General features: G+C 40.6%; 14 protein-coding genes and 1 pseudogene. 6 read left to right on the plus strand and 9 right to left on the minus strand.

The annotated features are described in order from the left end of the window. The first annotated feature begins 158 nt into the window (after nucleotides 1-158). Entirely contained in the window at nucleotides 159-1,550 is a 1,392-nt protein-coding gene (gene nhaC, locus ABJD71_RS13790; protein ID WP_348170387.1) for a Na+/H+ antiporter NhaC, read from the plus strand. 238 nt (nucleotides 1,551-1,788) lie between these two features. Here nhaC and ABJD71_RS13795 read toward each other — a convergent pair whose 3' ends face one another. The 5 genes from ABJD71_RS13795 to gcvT form a co-directional block, all read right to left on the minus strand. Then, the gene (locus ABJD71_RS13795; protein ID WP_348170390.1) at nucleotides 1,789-3,741 is read right to left on the minus strand and encodes an FG-GAP-like repeat-containing protein; all 1,953 of its coding nucleotides are present in this window, start codon (nucleotides 3,739-3,741) and stop codon (nucleotides 1,789-1,791) included. 1,843 nt (nucleotides 3,742-5,584) lie between these two features. Further along, nucleotides 5,585-6,451 (minus strand): hypothetical protein, encoded by an 867-nt coding sequence (locus tag ABJD71_RS13800; protein ID WP_348170393.1) that lies wholly within the window; start codon nucleotides 6,449-6,451, stop codon nucleotides 5,585-5,587. A 511-nt stretch (nucleotides 6,452-6,962) separates the two neighbouring features. Further along, nucleotides 6,963-9,869 carry an aminomethyl-transferring glycine dehydrogenase gene (gcvP, locus tag ABJD71_RS13805; RefSeq protein WP_348170395.1) on the minus strand — a complete coding sequence of 969 codons (2,907 nt, stop codon included), beginning with the start codon at nucleotides 9,867-9,869 and terminating at the stop codon, nucleotides 6,963-6,965. 134 nt (nucleotides 9,870-10,003) lie between these two features. Then, nucleotides 10,004-10,390: a glycine cleavage system protein GcvH gene (gene gcvH / locus ABJD71_RS13810; protein WP_348170398.1), complete on the minus strand. Its 387-nt coding sequence runs from the start codon at nucleotides 10,388-10,390 to the stop codon at nucleotides 10,004-10,006. Between the two features lie 56 nt (nucleotides 10,391-10,446). Then, nucleotides 10,447-11,526, minus strand: coding sequence for a glycine cleavage system aminomethyltransferase GcvT (gene gcvT / locus ABJD71_RS13815; RefSeq protein WP_348170401.1), 1,080 nt, complete (start codon nucleotides 11,524-11,526; stop codon nucleotides 10,447-10,449). A 146-nt stretch (nucleotides 11,527-11,672) separates the two neighbouring features. Between gcvT and ABJD71_RS13820 the strand changes: the two genes are divergently transcribed. Beyond that, a complete protein-coding gene (locus tag ABJD71_RS13820) occupies nucleotides 11,673-12,521 on the plus strand; it encodes a LysR family transcriptional regulator (RefSeq protein WP_348170404.1) in 849 nt (282 codons plus the stop codon). A 433-nt stretch (nucleotides 12,522-12,954) separates the two neighbouring features. On the opposite strand, the gene ABJD71_RS13825 is transcribed toward ABJD71_RS13820, so the two are convergent. Beyond that, entirely contained in the window at nucleotides 12,955-13,998 is a 1,044-nt protein-coding gene (locus ABJD71_RS13825) for an XrtA/PEP-CTERM system-associated ATPase (protein WP_348170407.1), read from the minus strand. 137 nt (nucleotides 13,999-14,135) lie between these two features. After that, nucleotides 14,136-14,780, minus strand: a complete 645-nt coding sequence (locus tag ABJD71_RS13830; protein WP_348170410.1) for a hemolysin III family protein — start codon at nucleotides 14,778-14,780, stop codon at nucleotides 14,136-14,138. A 130-nt stretch (nucleotides 14,781-14,910) separates the two neighbouring features. Between ABJD71_RS13830 and ABJD71_RS13835 the strand changes: the two genes are divergently transcribed. Both ABJD71_RS13835 and glnE read left to right on the plus strand, forming a co-directional pair. Next, a complete protein-coding gene (locus ABJD71_RS13835; protein ID WP_348170413.1) occupies nucleotides 14,911-15,240 on the plus strand; it encodes a GIY-YIG nuclease family protein in 330 nt (109 codons plus the stop codon). Beyond that, nucleotides 15,237-18,155, plus strand: a complete 2,919-nt coding sequence (glnE, locus tag ABJD71_RS13840) for a bifunctional [glutamate--ammonia ligase]-adenylyl-L-tyrosine phosphorylase/[glutamate--ammonia-ligase] adenylyltransferase (RefSeq protein ID WP_348170416.1) — start codon at nucleotides 15,237-15,239, stop codon at nucleotides 18,153-18,155. The genes ABJD71_RS13835 and glnE overlap by 4 nt, the downstream gene beginning before the upstream one ends. An 11-nt stretch (nucleotides 18,156-18,166) precedes the next feature. Here the strand turns inward: glnE and ABJD71_RS13845 are convergent, their stop codons facing one another. After that, a complete protein-coding gene (locus ABJD71_RS13845) occupies nucleotides 18,167-18,784 on the minus strand; it encodes a toxin co-regulated pilus biosynthesis Q family protein (RefSeq protein ID WP_348170419.1) in 618 nt (205 codons plus the stop codon). 25 nt (nucleotides 18,785-18,809) lie between these two features. Beyond that, entirely contained in the window at nucleotides 18,810-19,742 is a 933-nt protein-coding gene (lpxL, locus tag ABJD71_RS13850; protein WP_348170422.1) for an LpxL/LpxP family Kdo(2)-lipid IV(A) lauroyl/palmitoleoyl acyltransferase, read from the minus strand. 73 nt (nucleotides 19,743-19,815) lie between these two features. On the opposite strand from lpxL, the pseudogene ABJD71_RS13855 reads away from it, so the two are divergent. Next, nucleotides 19,816-20,542 (plus strand): annotated as a pseudogene (locus ABJD71_RS13855) (EAL domain-containing protein); the annotation flags it as partial. A 137-nt stretch (nucleotides 20,543-20,679) separates the two neighbouring features. Then, on the plus strand, nucleotides 20,680-21,255 hold the full coding sequence (locus tag ABJD71_RS13860; RefSeq protein ID WP_348170425.1) for a thymidine kinase: 576 nt from the start codon (nucleotides 20,680-20,682) through the stop codon (nucleotides 21,253-21,255). Nucleotides 21,256-21,268 lie beyond the last annotated feature (13 nt).

The following is a 21,268-nucleotide window of genomic DNA, read 5'->3' on the forward strand; positions in this document are numbered from 1 at the left end:
TATTACTAGATTAATGAAGCAACGAAGCCAAGCGCTGCACTATTTTGCGTCAATACTTATATTGACCCTTCGCCGTAAAAGCGAGTTTACACCGCTCACGCCACCTTGGTTGAGCTCACAGTTATTGTGATAGTTAACGATGAGAAGTAACCAATACTATGTCGACACAACACGCCACACCCGCGCTCCCTACGCTACGCCAAATTTTGCTTCTTGCTATAACCATCATTGGATGCATAGTGTCGTTTTCTGTTGTTAACAATGTGCCTGTTCAAGTGCCATTAGTGTTTAGCTGGTTTAGTATTATCGGGCTGGGCATTCTACTTGGCCACTCCTATCATGCTCTTCAAAAAGGCCTGATTGATGGCATTACACAAGGGGGAGACGCTATTTTGGTACTCATTGCCGTTGGCGCGCTCATTGGTAGTTGGATCTCTGGTGGAGTGGTACCCAATATCATCTATTACGGATTATCGGTAATGAGCCCCGAGTATTTTCTTGTAGGCGCTTTCTTTGTTTGTAGTATCACCTCACTGGCAACCGGCACATCTTTTGGTACTGCGGGTACCGCTGGCGTAGCCATGATGGGTATTGGCGCCTCGTTCGGCCTGCCATTACCTTTGGTGGCTGGCGCGGTTATAAGTGGTGCCTATGTCGGAGACAAACTCTCGCCTTTATCAGACACCACAGTGATGGCAGCCTCTTTGTGTGAGGTCAATATAGTTGAACATATTAAATCAATGCTAACGGTAAGCTTTCCAGCAATTATAGTAGCTGCAAGCCTCTTTTTAGCGGTAGGGCTATTTTATGATTTTGACCCATCCAATAATCAAACTGACGTTGTGCTTATGGCTTTGGAGCAAAACTTTTCTATTGGCTGGTACATGCTATTACCAGCGGCTATCGTCATTGCCCTACTGGTATTAAAACTACCCTCTATACCCGTTATTTTCTTCGGTGCATTACTGGGTGTGATATGGGCAATGCTATTTGAAGCAAACAGCTTCGATACCGCATTTGGAAGCCTAGTTAACGGCAATACCATTGAATCAGACCTTCCCTTTTTAAATATATTGCTTAACCGCGGTGGAATACAGTCAATGGCAAGCGTGGTAGTGATCATCATTCTTGCCTTGGGTTTAGGCGGCTTAATGCAAACCGTGGGGGTGCTGGATACAGTATCAAAGCGCATCAAAAAATGGGCAACATCCATAGGCCGCTTAACATCAGCAACCATGATTGCAGGCATTATGGGCAATGTGATTGGCGGTGCAGCCTACGTGGCAATCATTACAGCCAGCACACTAACTAGGGAGAATTACCGACACCTTAATATTGATAAACGTGTTTTATCTCGCAACACCGAAGCGGGGGCAACCATTCCCACGCCCATGGTCCCTTGGTCTGACGGGGGGATTTTCATGGCGTCGACTCTAGGTGTCGCTACGGTATCGTATTTGCCATTCTTGTGGTATCACCTATTGGTGATTGCCATCACACTCATTTACGGAAAATTAGGCTGGTTCAATTTTAACAAAAATGAAGGGTAATCAGCCACAAACGCAATTCGGACATAATCAAAATGGTATGTCCCCCTTAGCTGCTGGTTTCTGGAAATGTCACACCCTGTCACTAAATGTTGAAAAATAAACTGCGGCAACAAGGCAAGAAAAAACACATAAAAATCGATAGGGTCACAAAATCATCGTCTCTGGACCCTTTTATTTTTGATAGGTTACCTCCACAATTCAAAGGTTTGTTGTATCTATTTAACATTTTATGAATGATTTACAGTTCATCTACTTGAAAATTTCCCGAGCCATCATTCCAAAAAATTAGATTGTTGGTTTCTGAGTCGGCGGAACCAAGCACCAATTCTGGGTAACCATCTTTATTTAAATCGATAAGCAGGCTTGATGTCCAAAGATGTTGTGTAATTAGATCTTTAGTTGCGCTAAAAAATCTTTTTGTAAAATTTCCAGCGCCATCATTCTCTAATATACGAATGGAATTGGTGCCATCAAATCCACTCCAGCCATATTCGGCATACACTATATCAACATCACCATCATTATCGATATCACCCACTGTAGTTGAATGCGTAAACCCATAATAATCATGGCTATTAGCATCACCAATATCTTCTATAAAAGTACCGTCTCCTAAGTTTTTTAATACGGCATTATTTTCTCCTGGCCAAGGATGAGAGTCATAACCGTGGTTAGCGACAATAACACTCAGATTTCCACTGTTATCGATATCAGCTAAAGCGAGTTCTCGTAAATGTGTAAAGGTAGGTATACCTGAGGGAAACACAGTTGCAGTAGACTCAATTAAGGAATTTTCACCAGAATTCAAAAAGGCATATATTGGCGCTCTTTCTTCGACAAAGCCACCTTTCCATTTAGGGCCACTCATAAGTAGGTCATCTAAGCCGTCATTATTAATATCAAAAACAACAGGAGCATAAGCAAAGGTACTATTATCAATTCCAACTAATTTATTATCATTAATCGGCTCACTGATAGGTTCGAATTCAAGTACATTGTCTACATCTGTTATGTTTGTTAATAGCATGATGTCATGCTTTTGCCCGTTAATTGGGTCATGGTTAATTGTTCTGCGAAGCAAATCTATATCACCATCAGCATCGATATCAATTGGTATAAATCCACCAAGGTCGTCTCTTTGCAGCGTGCCTGAAAAGATTTCAAAACTACCATCTTGTTTTCTAACTAATGGAGGAAGAACTTCAAATCCTAGATCAACATGACCAACAAGATCTTCTAAGCCGTCATTATTTAAATCCACCGTATACACTTTCTCTACCCATTTCCATGAAGAGTTACTGATATTGGGAAAATAAGTATTGCTTTGGTCAATAAACGAGCCATCACCTTTGTTGATGAGTGCTTGAATATAAACTCCAGTATAAATAGGCTCTACATCTGATGTACTGAAAATCACTAAGTCTTCAAGACCATCATCATTAAGATCTAGATTAACTATATCACTTACAATACCGTAGCCCTCTATTTGGGGCAAAGTTAATAATGGTTCTGTCGAGGCAAATGAACCATCTACATTTTTAATTTCTATGCTGACTATATCTGTCGTACTGCCTCCTTCATTATCAGAAACGCTTAGTTGAAAAGCATAAGTTGCATTAGCATTAAGAGAGGGAGCTGTAAAAATTGTGGAAGCACTTGATGAATCACTTAACGAGACATTATCACCACTGGTCTGTAGCCATTTATATGAGGTAACTGTACCGTCAGAGTCATTCCCTGAACCAGATAAGGTCACAACCATATTCTCATCTACAGACTGATCAATACCAGCATTTGCTATAGGAGCTGAGTTAACAGGATTGATAACAACTTCAACAATGTCCTTGTCCGTAGCCCCATCATCATCCGTTATAGAAAATTCAAAGGTTAATGTAGTAGCATCAATCAAAGTAGGGGAAGTAAATGTAGTTGATACACTTGTAGATTCAGCTAACGACACTGTTGTACCAGATGTTTGCGACCATTGATAAGATGAAATTGAACCATCTGGATCAGTGCCACTGCCTGATAGAGTTACAACTTCTTCTTCGTTAACCGACTGATCATCACCAGCATTTGCTGTGGGAGCTAAATTTACAGGAGTGGTGGTGGTATCAGAACCTCCTCCCCCTCCACATGCCGTCATTAAAACTGATAAAAACAAAAGTGATAAAATATTACAATTTTTCATAGAAAGTCCTTTTAAAATGACTAGCAAACCACGCTAACGTTATGCCAGTTGTTTATTATTAATATTCAATCAAGACTAAACCCAAAAATACAAAAATACAAAAATACAAAAATAGTTAAATGGTATTTTTAATAAACTTTCGGGGTCACCCATTAGCCAGCCGGTGTCAATAGAGCGTCAGATGAACATTAAATTAATAAATCTTGAAGTGATTTAGATGTAATTTTCTACACTAACGTTTTTAGGGAATCAAAATCAATGGGGCCGCCCATAAATCAGCCGTTGTCAACAGTGCGATAAAAGTCGGAGCGCTTTTTAGTAAACATTTAAATTTGTGCTTCCTTACCAAACATCTATCAGGACATCCATAATAATTATTTGCATATCAACTCCCTGAGTCGACGCAGTTATGCTTTTGACTTACCCGCGACTCCAAATTCCCCATCAATTTATTGGCTTTTCGAATGTTCGAACAAGGCAATCTTTTATAGCAGGGAGCGGCTTATTGCCGCTTAGACATCAAAGCCAATAATTTTATGGAAAAGGAACTTGGTTGGAGGCCGGCCTCTTTCTGGTTACTCTTTCTTGGCTGTTGAAGAAAGAGTCACTGGCTCTCACGGATGTGAGTCATAAACTGCATGGATGCAGGTGAACGAAGTGAATAGTCCCAGTGTGCGCAGCACATACCCTGTGCACAAAGTGCATGCCATGTAAGCGAAGCTTATGCCCTATGGCGCAGCCATGCTTTAAATTATACCGCGACGCCAAATTCCCCATCAATTTATTGGCTTGTCGAATGTCCAAACAAGGACGTTCGGACAAGGTGGACATTATCAGGACATCCATAATAATTATTTGCATATCAACACCCTGAGTCGACGCAGTTATGCTTTTGATTTACCCGCGACTCTGTAATTATCATGACTCTCCTATTAGTAATGAGTTGGCATGTCTCTGTGAGCGAAATGCTCTATGAACTCTGTGGTTCACGAGCTTCTATATAGGTCTTCTGGCTTACATGAACATCCCCGATAATTAATCTATAGCTTCACGCAAGTAACACTGGTTTTCAATCGCAAAAATGCCCATCCGACCTCTCTAGTGCTTTGACTTAAATGACTATTTTTTGATTTGTTACAATGGGTGTCTTGTTTGTGATGAAGCAACTCCTTAAGTAGACGCAGTCATGCTCTTGATTTTACCGCGACTCCAAATTCCCCATCAATTTATTGGCTTGTCGAATGTCCGAACAAGGACGTTCGGACAAGGCAATCTCTTATAGCAGGGAGCGGCTTATTGCCGCTTCGACATCAAAGCCAATAAATTTATGGAAAAGGAATTTGGCTAGAGCGCAGCCTCTTTCTGGTTACTCTTTCTTGGCTGTTGACCAAATTTTTACTGGATAAAAATAGAACAGCTTTAGCTGGCCCGAAGGGTGAAATACATGGATGTAGTTCATAAGAAAGAGTCACTGGCTCTCACGGATGTGAGTCATAAACTGCATGGATGCAGGTGAACGAAGAGAATAATCTCAGTGTGCGCAGTACATACCCTGTGCACAAAGTGCATGCCTAGTAAGCGAAGCTTATGCCCTATGGCGCAGCCATGCTTTTGACTTACCCGCGACTCTGTAATTCTCATGACTGTCCTGTTAGTAGTGTTAACGGTGGATTACATGGGGAACAGACGTTTTTGTGGTGTACCTTGTACGTGGAAAATTGGCCTTCACAGGCCAAGGACTAGAGCCAGATGAGTGACTGTTGCGGATAAATCATCCAGCATAACCAATAGAAAAACATATTAAGCGAATAAAACCGGAACACACTCTAAGGAAACACAAATTTTAATGTGGTTTTGAGTTCAACAAGCTCTTAAAATCGTCATATTTGTGGGAGTAATGCTTTTTGTCGTGAAAAATTAATTGCTCAAGTTTTGGGTGTTCAAGAGCCATGGCTAACTGCCCATCAACTAAATCTGCCCCACAAAAACTAAACCAGCTTAATTGCTTCATATTGTGAATAAAATTCAAGTTAGGAATAGATGCGACTTTACCTAGTTTCAACTTATTCAAAGTGGCAATATCACCAATAGACCCAAAGTCAGATACCTTTGAGCAGTGATCTATAGTTAACTGCTGGAGTTTGGTATTTGAAATACTTGATACATCATGTAAATTTCTTAAATAATGCAAATCCAATTTTTTTAAAGAGAGGAGTTTTTCAATATGAGTTAAGGCAGAAACATTACCTTGAACCAATTGCAAAGACTCCAATTGCTCCATTAACATTAGCTCTGACAAGTCTTTTGACTTTGGTTTGTATTTCCAGAGTGATAAGTTTTTCAGATTAACTGCACCATGTAAATTTTTTAGCTTATTCGACCATTCACCAGACAATGACGTTACATTAGAAAGTTTACTTACATCTAATGGGTGTGATAACTCCCCAAAAGACAGTGATTCTAATCCTGTTAGGCGATAGACTGAGCTGTAATTCACATCGTATAACCTCAACGATAGATGCGTCACTCCTTTTAGCTCTGAAATAAAATCAATATTATCTAACTCGTACCCTAAAGATACTTTTAAGCTAACAGCATATTCATTAGGGTGATTATTAAAGAATGCAATATACTCCTCCAGTCGACTGGATTCAAAATGCAATATATCTTTATGTCCATCTATTTCATAAATGTTTAGGTCACTTTTCATCAGTTACATCCTCAATTTCCTATCCCTAAGAATTCTTACGTCGACACTCATGATAACTACATTATCAGGACATCCATAATAATTATTTGTAAAGCAACTCCTTAAGTAGACGCAGCCATGCTTTTGATTTTACCGCGACTCCAAATTCCCCATCAATTTATTGGCTTGTCGAATGTCCGAACAAGGACGTTCGGACAAGGCAATCCTTTATAGCAGGGAGCGGCTTATTGCCGCTTCGACATCAAAGCCAATAACTTCATGGAAAAGGAACTTGGTTGGAGCGCGGCCTTTCTTGGATACTTCTTTTGGCTGTTGAAAAGAAGTATCTCGAACAGCAAGGATGCTGCTTGAAAACCGCAATGGATTGCGGTGAACGAAGTGAATAATCTCAGTGCGCGCAGCACATACCCTGTGCACAAAGTGCATGCCTTGTAAGCGAAGCTTATGCCCTATGGCGCAGGCATAAAAAAGGCGAGCTAAATGCTCGCCTTTTTTAATTTTTTAAAAATCCCTAATCTTGATAACTCTCAATACTCGGGCATTCACAAAATAAATTCCTGTCTCCGTATACATCATCTATACGATTCACACTTGGCCAGAATTTATTACGCTTCACTGATTCAACCGGGTATGCGGCAAGTTGCCTGTCGTAACTGCGGGTCCACTCGCTATCGCAGATGTCATCTAAGGTATGCGGGGCATTATGTAATGGGTTGTCGGTTGCGTTCCACTCGCCGCTTTCTACTTTAGCGATTTCGTAGCGGATATTCACCATAGCTTCGATAAACCTATCTAGCTCAGCTTTTGCTTCTGACTCGGTAGGCTCAATCATCAACGTACCTGCTACTGGGAAACTCATAGTCGGTGCATGAAAGCCGTAGTCGTTTAAGCGTTTGGCTACGTCCATTTCGGTTACACCACTGGCTTCTTTAAGTGGGCGTAAATCGATAATACATTCGTGAGCCACGCGGTTATTGCGGCCTCGGTATAACACTGGATAATGAGCTGACAGTTTTTCAGCAACATAATTGGCATTTAACATAGCGACTTCGGTGGCTTTTTTAAGGCCTGCGCTGCCCATCATTTTAATGTACATATAGCTAATAGGTAAAATAGATGCACTACCCCATGGCGCAGCCGATACCGCACCGTGCTCGCGCACTTGGCCGTCACCTACGTTTTCTACACCGATGATTTTGTGGTTAGGTAAAAATGGCGCTAAATGCGCTTTTACACCTATTGGCCCCATACCTGGGCCGCCACCACCGTGTGGAATACAAAAGGTTTTGTGTAGGTTAAGGTGCGATACATCTGAGCCAATAAAGCCTGGCGATGTTACCCCTACTTGGGCGTTCATGTTGGCACCGTCCATGTACACTTGGCCACCAAACTCGTGCACTATGTCGCACATTTCTTTGATGGTTTCTTCGTATACACCGTGGGTAGACGGGTAAGTGATCATGGCACAAGATAGGTTATCGGCGACTTCTTCAGCTTTTGCTCTAAGGTCGGCCAAATCCACATTGCCGTCTTTATCGCAGTTTACTACGACCACTTTCATGCTAACCATTTGTGCCGAAGCAGGGTTGGTACCATGGGCAGAGCTTGGAATTAAACAAATATTACGGTGCCCTTCGCCGCGGCTTTCGTGATACTTCTGGATGGTGATAAGGCCCGCGTATTCACCTTGTGCCCCTGAGTTGGGTTGCATTGATAGCGCATCGTAGCCTGTAATATCAATTAACCATTCGCTTAGCTCGTCCATCATTTGTTTGTAACCTTGCGCTTGCTCAATAGGTGCAAACGGGTGTAACTGACCAAACTCAGGCCAAGTAACAGGTATCATTTCGGCGGTGGCGTTTAGCTTCATGGTGCAAGAGCCAAGTGAAATCATAGAGTGATTTAAGGCTAAATCTTTGTCTTCTAATGATTTGATATAGCGCAGCATTTCGGTTTCGCTGTGATAGCTATTGAACACCGGGTGCGTCATAAACTCAGTTGTTCTTTGTAAGTTTGCTGGGATAGATTGGCTATCATTTTCAACAATATCTTTGTCAAAAGCATCAATGTCTAACTCTACATTGGCCCCTACAAAAGCTTGATACAAAGCTTGTAAGTCATCACGGCTAGTGGTTTCGTCTAAGCTAATAGCTAACGCGCCTTCAATGTCGGTGCGTAGGTTTAAGTTACTGGCTAAGGCTGCCGCCACAATTTTATCTTTGTTAGCGCTTACTTTCACGCTTAGGGTATCAAACCAAGTGTTATTTACTAACTCAAACCCCGATTTTTGTAGGCCAGCTGCTAGAATATCTGCGAATCTGTGTACGCGAGATGCGATGGTTTTAAGGCCTTCAGGGCCATGATATACCGCATAAAACGACGCCATATTGGCGAGTAATACTTGGGCTGTACATATGTTTGAGTTGGCTTTTTCGCGGCGAATATGTTGCTCACGAGTTTGCAATGCCATACGCAGAGCTGGGCGACCACGGGTGTCTTTAGACACACCAATAATACGCCCGGGTAATGAACGCTTGTAACTATCGCGAGTAGCAAAAAATGCTGCGTGTGGCCCACCATATCCCATAGGTACACCAAAACGCTGGGCACTTCCTAACACGACATCTGCCCCGAGTTCACCCGGCGGCGTCAATAAGGTTAAGCTTAATAAGTCGGCAGCAACGGCAACTATGCCTTTATTGCTTTGAACAGCGGCGATTATCTCTGAAATATCGTTAATGGCACCTGATGTTCCTGGATATTGCAGTAAGGCACCAAATATATTGTGCTCGCTGGCAGCGCTTGCTGGGCCAATAATAATATCAAAACCAAACATATCGGCACGGGTTTGCACCACGTCTATTGTTTGTGGATGTACATCGTCGGCCACAAAAAAGCTGTTGGCTTTGCGATTTTTAGACATACGCTTGGCTAAACCCATAGCTTCGGCAGCGGCTGTGGCTTCATCTAATAATGATGCAGAGGCAAGCTCCATACCTGTGAGGTCAATGGTCACTTGTTGAAAGTTTAGTAGGGCTTCTAATCGACCCTGGGCTATCTCTGGTTGGTACGGCGTGTAAGCGGTGTACCAACCTGGATTTTCAAGCACATTTCGCAAAATAACGTTGGGGGTTAGGGTGTCGTAGTAACCCATACCAATAAACGAGCGCATTACTTTGTTTTTGCTAGCTACATCTTTTAAATAGGCTAATGCGTTGGCTTCTGTTTCGGCCTCTCCTACTTTTAAAGATTCTGGTAAACGTATGCCTTCAGGCACAGTTTGTTGCATTAGGTCATCTAGTGATGTGGCACCGATGTCAGACAACATAGCGGCCATTTCTGTGTCACTTGGGCCTATGTGACGACGGACAAAATCTTGGGTTTGTTCAAGTTGAGATAGAGAGTGATTGACAGACATGGCTAACTAATAATTCCTAATAAAAGCAGGTGACCAAAGTATGTGAACTACTCTGGCCTCAGGACTAAAAACGTTTAAAACAGAACAGCAGTATTAGGTGCGCTAAAATACGCACCCAAACAGAAACCAAATGACTATTCTTCGATGTTGCCTTCGTATGCTTCGGCATCTAGCAAGGCATTCGCTTCTTCTGGGTCTTCAGCTTTGATTTTAAACAACCAACCATCGCCGTAGGCATCAGAGTTTACAAGCTCTGGTGAGTCTTCTAATTCTTCGTTAACAGCTACCACTTCACCACTAATTGGCGCATATACATCAGAGGCTGCTTTGACAGACTCAGCAACGGCAACATCGTCTCCAGAACCTACTTCTGAGCCAACATCTGGTAATTCAACAAATACCATATCACCTAGTAATGACTGTGCGTGGTCACTAATACCTACAGTAAACACACCATCGCCGTCTGGACGAACCCATTCGTGGGTGCTTGCGTAACGTAAATCTGTTGGGATATTGCTCATCTTAGTTCCTAATTTTTATTTGATTTTATAAATATTTTGCTTGTTATTAATGACAGTTATAAGACACTTTTACCATTTCTGACGAAGCTGGGTTTGACCACTTTCACTGTCACCCACTTTTTACGGATTTCAACTTCTGCGGTATCAGTAACACTTGCAGACACTCTGGCCATAGCAATGCTATGACCTAATGTTGGTGAGAAACTACCCGAGGTGATAATACCTTCACCACCAGCTACTTTTACATTCTGGCCGGTTCGTAATACGCCTTTGTCGGTCATCACTAAGCCCACTAGTTTTTCAGTACCTTGGGCTTTTTGTTGCTCAAGCGCACTACGGCCAACAAAGTCTCTATCACTTGGCTCCCAAGTGATTGTCCACGCCATATTGGCAGCAAGTGGCGATATAGTTTCGTCCATATCTTGACCGTATAAGTTCATGCCCGCTTCTAGTCGCAAAGTATCTCTCGCTCCTAACCCACAAGGCACTACACCGGCATCTAACAGTTTCTGCCAGAAATCAGCGGCATCATCAACTGGCACCATGATTTCGTAACCTGCTTCGCCTGTATATCCTGTGGTGGCAATAAATAAGTCTTCAGCTTGCACACCGTAAAATGGCTTCATGCCTGCAACCGCTTCTTTTTGGGCTGCCGAAAAGAGTTCGCCAGCTTTCTCTTTAGCTTGTGGCCCTTGAACAGCAATCATTGCAAACTCTGGGCGCTCTGTAATAGTGACCTCAAAGCCGGCTGCTTGAGCATGCAACCAATCCATATCTTTTTCGCGGGTAGCCGAGTTAACCACTAGGCGATAATTGGTCACGTCAAAATAGTAAACGATTAAGTCATCTACCACGCCACCAGCTTGGTTTAACATACCGCTATATAATGCTTTGCCTTTGTCTTGTAGCTTAGCGACATCGTTGGCTAACAAAAAACGTAAATATGCTTGAGCTTGGCTACCAGTTACGTCAACGATTGTCATATGAGACACATCAAACATGCCTGAGTTTTGTCTTACAGCGTGATGTTCTTCAATTTGTGAACCATAATTGATTGGCATTTCCCATCCATGAAAATCTACCATCTTGGCACCAGATGCTAAGTGCTTTGCATGTAAAACTGTTTTATTTGGCATGTAAATTTATGTCCAATGTAAAAAGATTAAATCGAGTATATGCACTGAGAATATTCACAACAAATTGAAAGTTTTAATCTATACATTAATATTTTTAATGTATTATCACAAAACCATTTGAAACTCTTATTTATTAAGGGCTGGCCATGAGACAACTATCTTTAGATAACTTACGTACATTTGTAACTGTTGTAGATTTAGGAGGTTATGCTAAAGCGGGTGAAATGTTGGGTCGCTCTCAACCAGCAATCAGTTTGCAAATAAAACGTTTAGAGCAGCAGCTCACAAAACGCTTATTTCAAAAACAAGGGCAACGCCAAGTTGTTAACCAAGATGGCTTAGCTTTGTATCAACAAGCACGCACCATGTTGGCGTTAAACGACAACATATTTAAACAGTTTCAACCCACAGGTATAAAAGGGCGCTTGCGATTAGGTATTCCTAGTGAGTTTGCGACAACATTATTACCTAATATTATTGGTGAGTTTGGAAAACTATACCCAGATGTATCCCTTGAGGTGACTTCTGCATTGAGTAAGTCTTTGTTAGCAAAGGATACCTCGGAGTCATTTGATTTAATCATGGCATTAGTCGACCCTAACGAGTCCTTTGACGGCCAAATATTGTTGCACGATGATTTAGTATGGGTGGGGGATAAAACATTGGGTATTCATTCTGACGCACTTTCTTTAGTACTTGCTCCCGATGGCTGTGTTTACAGAAGCCGAGTCATAAACAAACTAAAACAACAAACTCAAAAATGGCGTATTAGCTACACCAATGCAGACTTAACGGGGATTACGGCAGCGATAAAACAAGGCCTTGGGATCACTGCGCTTGCTAAAAGTAGTGTCCCTGAGCAACTAGACATCATTAAACATAAAAGCTTGCCGACACTAGGTAAAATCAAAATTTGTTTATTTAGTGGTAACTCTGCTCACCCTCAAGCGAGTGCTAAACTGGCCGAATTTATTCAATCTCGACTCACTCACTAATTGCTAGGGTACTAAAAATAAAAAAACCGATTACTAAATTTTAGCAATCGGTTTTTTTATTTTATTTCTATACAAAATGGGCATTAACCATTTTGTTGCAACAGAAAAATCAACGCACATGTTATGCAAACTAAAAGAACTAACTCTCTTCTATGATACTTGCCATGGTAATAAGCTTTTCGTCGTTCCTTGATAACAAAATTACTGGGAGCTCCATCTGACGATCCTCGTCTATCCCCAATTAAGTTTTTCATAGAACACTCCTAACTTAAATTAAAGACATCAATACCACTGTTCTTTGAGCTTAAGCAGTATAAAAAATACCTGCGTATAATATCTTATCCCATTCGTTAAAGTTATTCATCGACTTTTGTCATAAAAGCTTAACTATTTTGTGTACTAATTCAATTTTATGGACTATGGCTACCAAAAACTAATCATCAGACTTCATTCTGACGTAAGTTTTATATTTTTTCTGTAATAAACGGTCTATGTAACGAGTTAATTTTAACTTCTGGCTCAGCGCATTATCTAATGCGTCAACTAGCTCAGTTAACATCGTTTTATAATAATCAACGTCCTTAATTTGCCCATCTTCGGTTGTTGCATCAAGAATACCAGAAGCGCTTTTGACATTTGATGGAGAAACAGTTTGGTTCTCTGGCTGAAACATTTCTACTGACACTTCTTTTATGACGTTTTCGACCGCGTTTTCATCCAAGGTTTCTAACTCTTCAAGAAAACCATACAAAAGTATTCTGTCCATGAGCGTATTAATTTTACGAGGTACACCATGGGTAAATTGGTAAATTCGATCGTAAGCCCCAGCTGAAAATAAATTCGCGCCACTCCAGCCAGCCTGTTGCATACGATATTCAATATAAGCTTGGCATTCTGTATCTGTTAATGGCGCTAAATGGCAAGAGGCAACAATTCGCTGCCTAAACTGCTCCATGTTAGGTGCCCGTAATATTGGCTGCAGTTCTTCTTGACCTAGTAAAAAGCTTTGCAATAAAGGTTTACCTGCCGCTTGAAAATTAGAAAGCATACGTAACTCTTCAATGGTCTCTAATGGTAAATTTTGCGCTTCGTCTACTAGTAATAATGCCCGTTTTCCCTGCTTGTGTAGCTCCATCAAAAATGATTCGAGATCATTTAAAATATCGGTTTTGGTACTGCCTTTAACAGGCACGCTAAATTTGCTGGCTACCATTTTGACTAATTCATCTGGCGATAATTTCGGAGATACAATTTGCGCAGCCACAATGTCTTCTTGCATGTCGTCTAACAAACTATTAGCGATAGTCGTTTTACCTGTCCCAATATCACCGGTAATGACGATAAACCCTTCAGCTTGCGATAAACCATATTGAAGGTATGACATGGCTCTTTTATGCCACTTACTCCCAAAAAAGAAACTTGGGTCAGGTGTTAACTGAAACGGTTTGGACACTAGGCCATAATAACTTTCATACATAAATAAAAATCACTCATTCCGATATAAGGAAAAGATAGTTAACGGTTAGCTTAAGCGATGTCACTAAGGCATAGCAATTAAATACCAACAGAAATGTTATCCTTGATTACAATCAGGTATGTATAATTATGAGCTGATTAAATGACGTATTGGTAAATTGACCAAAAGTGACACAGGCAACCTGCGATCACAAAAACATGCCAAACAACATGGGTAAACTGGAATTGTTTAGCCGCATAAAACACCGCACCAAAGGTATAGCATAGACCACCAGCGAGTAGTAGCCAAAACCCATCTGCTTGTAAGGAGTTGTACAAAGGAAAAGTAAAAAATACCGCCAGCCACCCCATCAATAAGTAGGTAATCAAAGACAATTTGGGAAAACGGCTGCTCACAAAACATTTGCAGTAAATGCCAATAGCAGCCAACGCCCAAATTAAACACGTTGCCAACAGCCCTGTTTTCCCACCCACAGCAAAAACTGTATATGGAGTGTAAGTGCCCGCTATCAAAAAATAAATTGCCACATGGTCAAATATTTTTAACCTAGCCTTAAGGGGAGGACGACTTGCCCAATGATACATAGTTGAAGATAAAAACATTAACATCATGGATAAACCATACGTTACACATACAAACTGGGCCATTACCCCATCGACTTTAAGTAGCATTAAGATCAACCCAATACATGCAGCAAGAAACCCTAAACCATGGGTCAGCGCATTTAAGGCTTCTTCTAGTGTTGAATAAGTAGAGGTTGTATTAGGTACTAAGGGCGTCATGGAATTTGCTGAAGTTTTGTAGACCCTTATCATAATGTTTGTAAACCTATTTGCACACTGAATATTTATGCAAATTAAATTCAAGACAACGTACACTTAACCTTTAGCGTTTTTTAGATGAAGGTGCCCAGTGGCAGTTTGGTACGTATATATAATTGAGAATAAGCTCAAGCAGTATTACACCGGTATATCCACCGACTTAGCGCGTCGCTTCAATGAACATCAAACAAATGGCCCTAAATGTGCTAAAGCGTTAAAAGGTAAAGGGCCGTTAACTTTAAAATTTTACTGCAAAACTCAAACCCATTCAGATGCGTTGAAAACAGAAATTTGGATTAAAAAACTAAAAAAAGTAAATAAAATAAAACTAGTGAATAATCAGTTGTGTAACTCACCTATTCAGAATTTAAGGACATCTGAAACAGACTCTTTACCTGGTAAAGAGGTTATTACCCAATGAACCAAACCTCTTGTAACCTTCCTCCTGAACTGAAGATATTAGCACAACAAAGGTGGCTGGAATTTAGTGCTTTAGAAAATTTCAACTCTAACCTTGACGCCTTTAAGCCTGCTATAGAAACCGCTTTTGCGTTAAGTGATTTCATTACTAAGTATTGTCTGAAGTACCCACATTGGCTTGAGACCTTTTTAATTGAGCAGCAAGGTCAGATTGAGATTAACCAATTTCAAACTGTACTGTGTGAAATATTAAAAGACACTCATGATGAAGTTAGGTTACATAAAGCTTTGCGTGAATTTCGCAACTTTCACATGCTGTGTATTTGTTGGAATGACTTGTTAAACCTGCAAAGCATTGAGGTTTCGTTACAACAGGTATCTGAGCTCGCACAACAACTTATAGTGCAAGCCAATGACTGGTTTTACAACGCCTTACAAGCCCGTTTTGGCACCCCTATGGGGAACAACACCCCTCAACCTATGCTTATATTAGGTATGGGAAAGTTAGGTGGGCGAGAGTTAAACTTCTCGTCTGACATCGATCTTATTTTTACCTACCCTTCTCAAGGCAACACTCAGGGCGGACAAAAATCAATTGAACACCAACAGTTCTTCACTAAGCTTGCACAGAAACTAATCAAGGCGTTAGACCAAATCACAGCTGAGGGGCAAGTATATCGAGTAGATATGAGGCTGAGACCATTTGGTGATAGTGGACCTTTAGTGATGCATTTTGATGCCCTTGAAGACTACTACCAAGAACAAGGCCGCGAGTGGGAACGATATGCCATGCTTAAGGCTCGAATACTCAACTCAGAATCAAATTACAGCCGAGAACTTTGGACTATTCTGAAACCTTTTATCTATCGCCGATATCTAGACTACAGCGCAATTGATTCATTACGAAGTATGAAATCAATGATTGAGCAAGAAGTACGAAGGCGAGGTCTTAGTAACAATATAAAACTTGGTGAGGGGGGAATTCGTGAGGCTGAATTTGTAGTACAAAGTATGCAGTTAATAAATGGCGGACGAATATCTAGCTTGCAAGATCAAGGTTTACAATTAGCGTTGACAGCCTTAACCCAGGAGTCACTTCTCCCTAAAGATAGCGCTGCAGAGTTAAGGCAAAGTTATTTGTGGCTGCGAAAAGTAGAACACTGTTTACAACAATTTGCAGACAAACAAACGCAACTATTACCCACAAATACCGAGGACCAAAAACGTTTGATTTGGGTCATGAATATTGAAAGCTACTTACAGTTTCAGCAACAAGTTCAGCAGCATTGTCAACAAATCCATCGGCAGTTTTCCTTATTGATAAGAGATACCAGCCAAACCGAACCAACCAAAATAGACGAGCACCAACAAGCGGCTGAAGATTTGTGGTTACTTGAGCTTAATGCCGAAGAAATCCAACGTTTATTGGTTCATTGGGACGTGACTAATGGCGCACAGCTTTCAACCACTGAATTTGGTTTATCTATACATAAACAACTAATAGATTTTAAACATAATTTAGTAAAGAAACGAGTAGGACAAAGGGGGCTACAGACATTAAACACGCTTATGCCCACCGTCATTAGCCTTATACTTTCGAAAACTGAAGACACCTCACCAAAACAATTGTTAGAGCGGGTGTTGATTGTTTTCACATCAATACTCGGGCGTACAGCATACTTACAATTGTTATCCGAAAACTTGGGGGCATTAAAGCACCTCATTAAGTTGTGTGCAGCTAGCCCCTGGGTAACAGCACAAATAGCTAGGTTTCCTTTGTTGCTTGATGAGCTTATTAATCCTGCGGATCTATACCAACCGATAGCACTTCACGAATATCATGATCAGCTAAGGCCACTATTATTAAGAGTAGAGCCAGAAGATTTAGAGCAACAACTTGAGACACTCAGACAATTTAAACTAAGCCAACAATTAAAGGTTGCAGCAGCAGACATTACAGGTGTCCTCCCCATCAAAGAAGTAAGCAATCATCTCACGGAGTTAGCTGAATCTATTTTACATCAAGCGGTAGACTTAGCTTGGGTACAAATGGAAGCGAAATTTGGTGTTCCGATTTGTGAAAATCAAGGCCCTCTGAGCATTCAGAATAAAGGGTTTGCAGTGATAGGCTTTGGTAAATTAGGCGGTTGGGAACTTGGTTATGGCTCAGATTTAGATTTAGTGTTTGTACACAATTGCATCGGAAACCAAGATACCTCAGGAAATAAACCAACTGAGTCTATTAAATTTTATATAAAATTAGCCCAGCGCATCATGCATATTCTGACCATAAAAACAGGCTTAGGCTTATTATATGAAGTTGATATGCGGTTACGCCCAGCTGGAAACGCAGGGCTTTTGGTGTGCCATATTGATGGTTTTGCTAGTTACCAAATAGACAATGCTTGGACGTGGGAGCACCAAGCTTTATGCCGGGCTCGCTTTATATCTGGAGATAAATCCTTAAAAATCCAATATGACAAAATTCGCTTTGATACTCTTTCAAAACCTAGAGTGCTTATAGACCTTGCCATTGAAGTGGTAGAAATGCGTGAAAAAATGCGTAAACACTTGATGACAGGCGACGCGACGCATTTGGATTTAAAGCAACACAGAGGAGGCATAGCTGATATAGAATTTATTACCCAGTTTATGGTACTTGCCTACACCCAAAAATATCCAGCGTTAGCGAACAGAACAGACAACATTAGGATACTTGAGGACTTAGCCAAGTTTGAATTGCTCTCTAATCAAGAAACAATTTTACTGACCCAAGCTTATTTAACATTTCGTAATAAAATGCATAGGTTAGCGTTACAAAATGAAAAGTGGGCTCAAGCAAACCCACAACTCATTACACACCAAACAAATGTAGATACTATTTGGGATAAGTATCTTCAAAGTATTATTACTTAACTGCTTTTAAATTATCTAGCTTGGGTACATTGGCGGGTCAAATAGTCGCTGGATTGAGCAGTAATAACCAAAGATCTTTGTTTGGGACACATGTATGTTTTTACCTCACCATCAAACTCAGTATCAATGGCATTGGCAATCATTTGTAAACTGCCCAAAATCGAATCATCTAACTGAAAATGATGTTTTACAATAAAGTCTCGATCTAACTCCCAAATGACCTGCATTCCTTCAGACTGAGCAAAATTAGTAATGGCAGTTCTAAGTGTACTTCCCACCTTGAAAGTGCGGTGTTTGTGCTCACCAACCCAACGCCCAGAAATAGGCTTTTGAAGGCTTTCCATTTTTTTTAGACGTTCACTTAGCGGGGTTTCAGACGTATTGACCTCAATAACAAAGTCACCCAAACCTTCTTCTCTAGGGTGGCGTGAAGACAAACGGTAATCCGCATAAAAGTTACTCATATTTTCTTCAATTGACTTGCGTCCAGTATCACCTTCAGGCCTAACCGTATTCAAGTTAGTCTGCTGTAAATACAGTACGATGCTGGCAATCACTATAATACTAAGGGCAAGCATTAGATGCTTAACCCAAAACAATGAACTTGAACCATTTTTAGTTTTACTCATGACTCTCACAAACTCTTACGTTTTCTTAATCGTATAAAGATGGGTCATCTTTACTGGGGCGTGTTTTAAAACGTTTATGCATCCATAAGTATTGCTCTGGCGCTAATAAAATCATTTTTTCAACCATCTCATTTATACGGGTGACATCATACTTATCGTCACCTGATGGGAAATTCTCCAGTCCTGGCAACACTTTTACTTTGTAACCAGTTTTAGTTTTTAGAGAAACAAAGAACACAGTTTCACAGTCTGCCTGCTTTGCAAATAACAAAGACCCCGTTGTAGTTGCGGTTTGAGGCACACCAAAAAAAGGCGTGAACTCACATTTTTTGCGCCCATAATCTTGATCGGGTAAATACAAACAGAGCTCTTTCTGGTCTAACGCCTGTATTAGACCTTTCACATTGCGCTTGTGTATCATGTATTTGTTGGCTCGGTTTCTTCCATGATATTGCATATATTCCATTAAAGGGTTGTTATGTTTACGGTAGAAAACTACTGATGGCTTTTCAATACCTAACAATCGGCATCCAAATTCAATATTCATGTTATGGATAGCGTATCCAAGTACACCTTTGCCTTTAGCTTGGATGTCTTCGATCAATTCTAGCCCTTCATACTCAACCATATTCTTAACGCGCCAATCTGGCCACCACCAGCCCATACCCGTTTCAAGTAGCGCCATACCTGCATTGTCTAAGTTTTCTTCAAGCATTTGAGCACGCTGCTCAGTACTTAAGTGTTGAAAACACAAATCAATATTGCGTTTTGCAACTAAGTAACGTTTTTTAGCAACCACTTTTAATATTTTCCCAATTACCTTTCCAATTGGTCTTTGTATGGAATAAGGTAGCCAAGAAATACTATACAAAAAAATGACACTAACCCAAGTAGGCCAATATCTAGGCCCTAAAAAAGACAACTCAAATTTTGGGGCAACGACTTTTTTTTGCTGCAAACCTAACCTCTTTAAATAGTGCTCAATAGCGTATCAAGGTATTTTAACCTACTTCTAAAGCTCTGGTGAAAACAAATAATTATATTTATGCTACCAACCTATACAAAATGCCCAAGGATATGGGTGTTGGGCTAACGAAGCTTTATTAAGATGGGACCTACATGGACAGATTATTGGATCCGATGTTTTATTCCTTTGGCAGAAAAGTCCGGTTTAATAAAAGAGATTGGGGATTGGGTACTAAATCGCGCTTGCATGGACGCTGTTCATTGGCATGAAACCTCAAACTTAGCGGTGTCTGTGAATGTTTCAGTCATTCAACTCATGGATAAAGGATTTATACACCTTCTAGACAAGTGTTTACAAAGCAGTGGGCTGCCTCCTGACAGATTACATTGAGAAGTCACTGAGTCTACCTTTGTTGAAAAGCAGGCATTTATTCTGCAACAGCTTGAACAAATTCGCGCTCCAAATATTGCTGTCTCAATTGATGATTTTGGTACGGGTTATTCATCACTATCGCAACTACAAGCTTTCCAGTTAACGTTGTAAAAATTGATAAAACCTTTGTAGATAATATTGGCGGTAAAGGAGAAGCAATTATAAGAGCCACCCTATTCATTGCTAGAGAGTTAGGGTGTAAAACCATAGCTGAAGGTGTTGAAACTAAAGAGCAAGCTATGGCTCTATCGGCTATGGGTGTGGATTATTTGCAAGGTTACTATTTTGGTAAGCCTATGAAAAATAACGTTTTAGCTAATTGGCAAAAAACAACAATAAAAACATTAATCTCCAAATAACACTGAAGTTTTGCAATAACAGTAACAATATCAATTGCATACGGGTAACATTAGGCACTTCCTGTTATTAGCCTGTACACATTCCGCTTTATTTCAGTCATAAATAACACAACAGTTCCTACCGAAGAGAGCATCATATGGCCCAACTTTATTTTTATTATTCAGCAATGAATGCTGGTAAATCAACGTCGTTGCTACAATCAGCTTATAACTACACTGAAAGAGGCATGCACCCAGAGATATTCACAGCCGCGCTAGATGATAGATTCGGTAAAGGTAAAGTTGCCTCAAGAATTGGCTTAGAGTCCAGCGCCAACCTGTTTACGCCACAAACTAATATTAAAGAAACAATTCAAACTCTAAATCAAGAAAAGCCAATAGATTGCCTTTTTATCGATGAGGCACAATTTTTAACTAAACAACAAGTTCAACACCTTATTTATGTTGTAGACAATATGAATATCCCAGTTTTAGCCTATGGCCTAAGAACAGACTTTCTAGCTGAAACCTTTGAAGGTAGCCAATATTTACTAGCCTGGGCTGATAAACTGATTGAGTTGAAAACCATTTGTCACTGTGGTCGAAAAGCAGCGTTTGTTGTGAGAATTGATGAAAATGGCAATGCTGTAAAAGAAGGTGAACAAGTAGAGGTAGGTGGCAATGACAGGTATGAATCTATGTGCAGAAAACACTTTGCAGAGCTAGTTTGGTAGTCATTAACATTTC

This window comes from Paraglaciecola sp. (assembly GCF_039943935.1).
GTDB lineage: Bacteria > Pseudomonadota > Gammaproteobacteria > Enterobacterales > Alteromonadaceae > Paraglaciecola.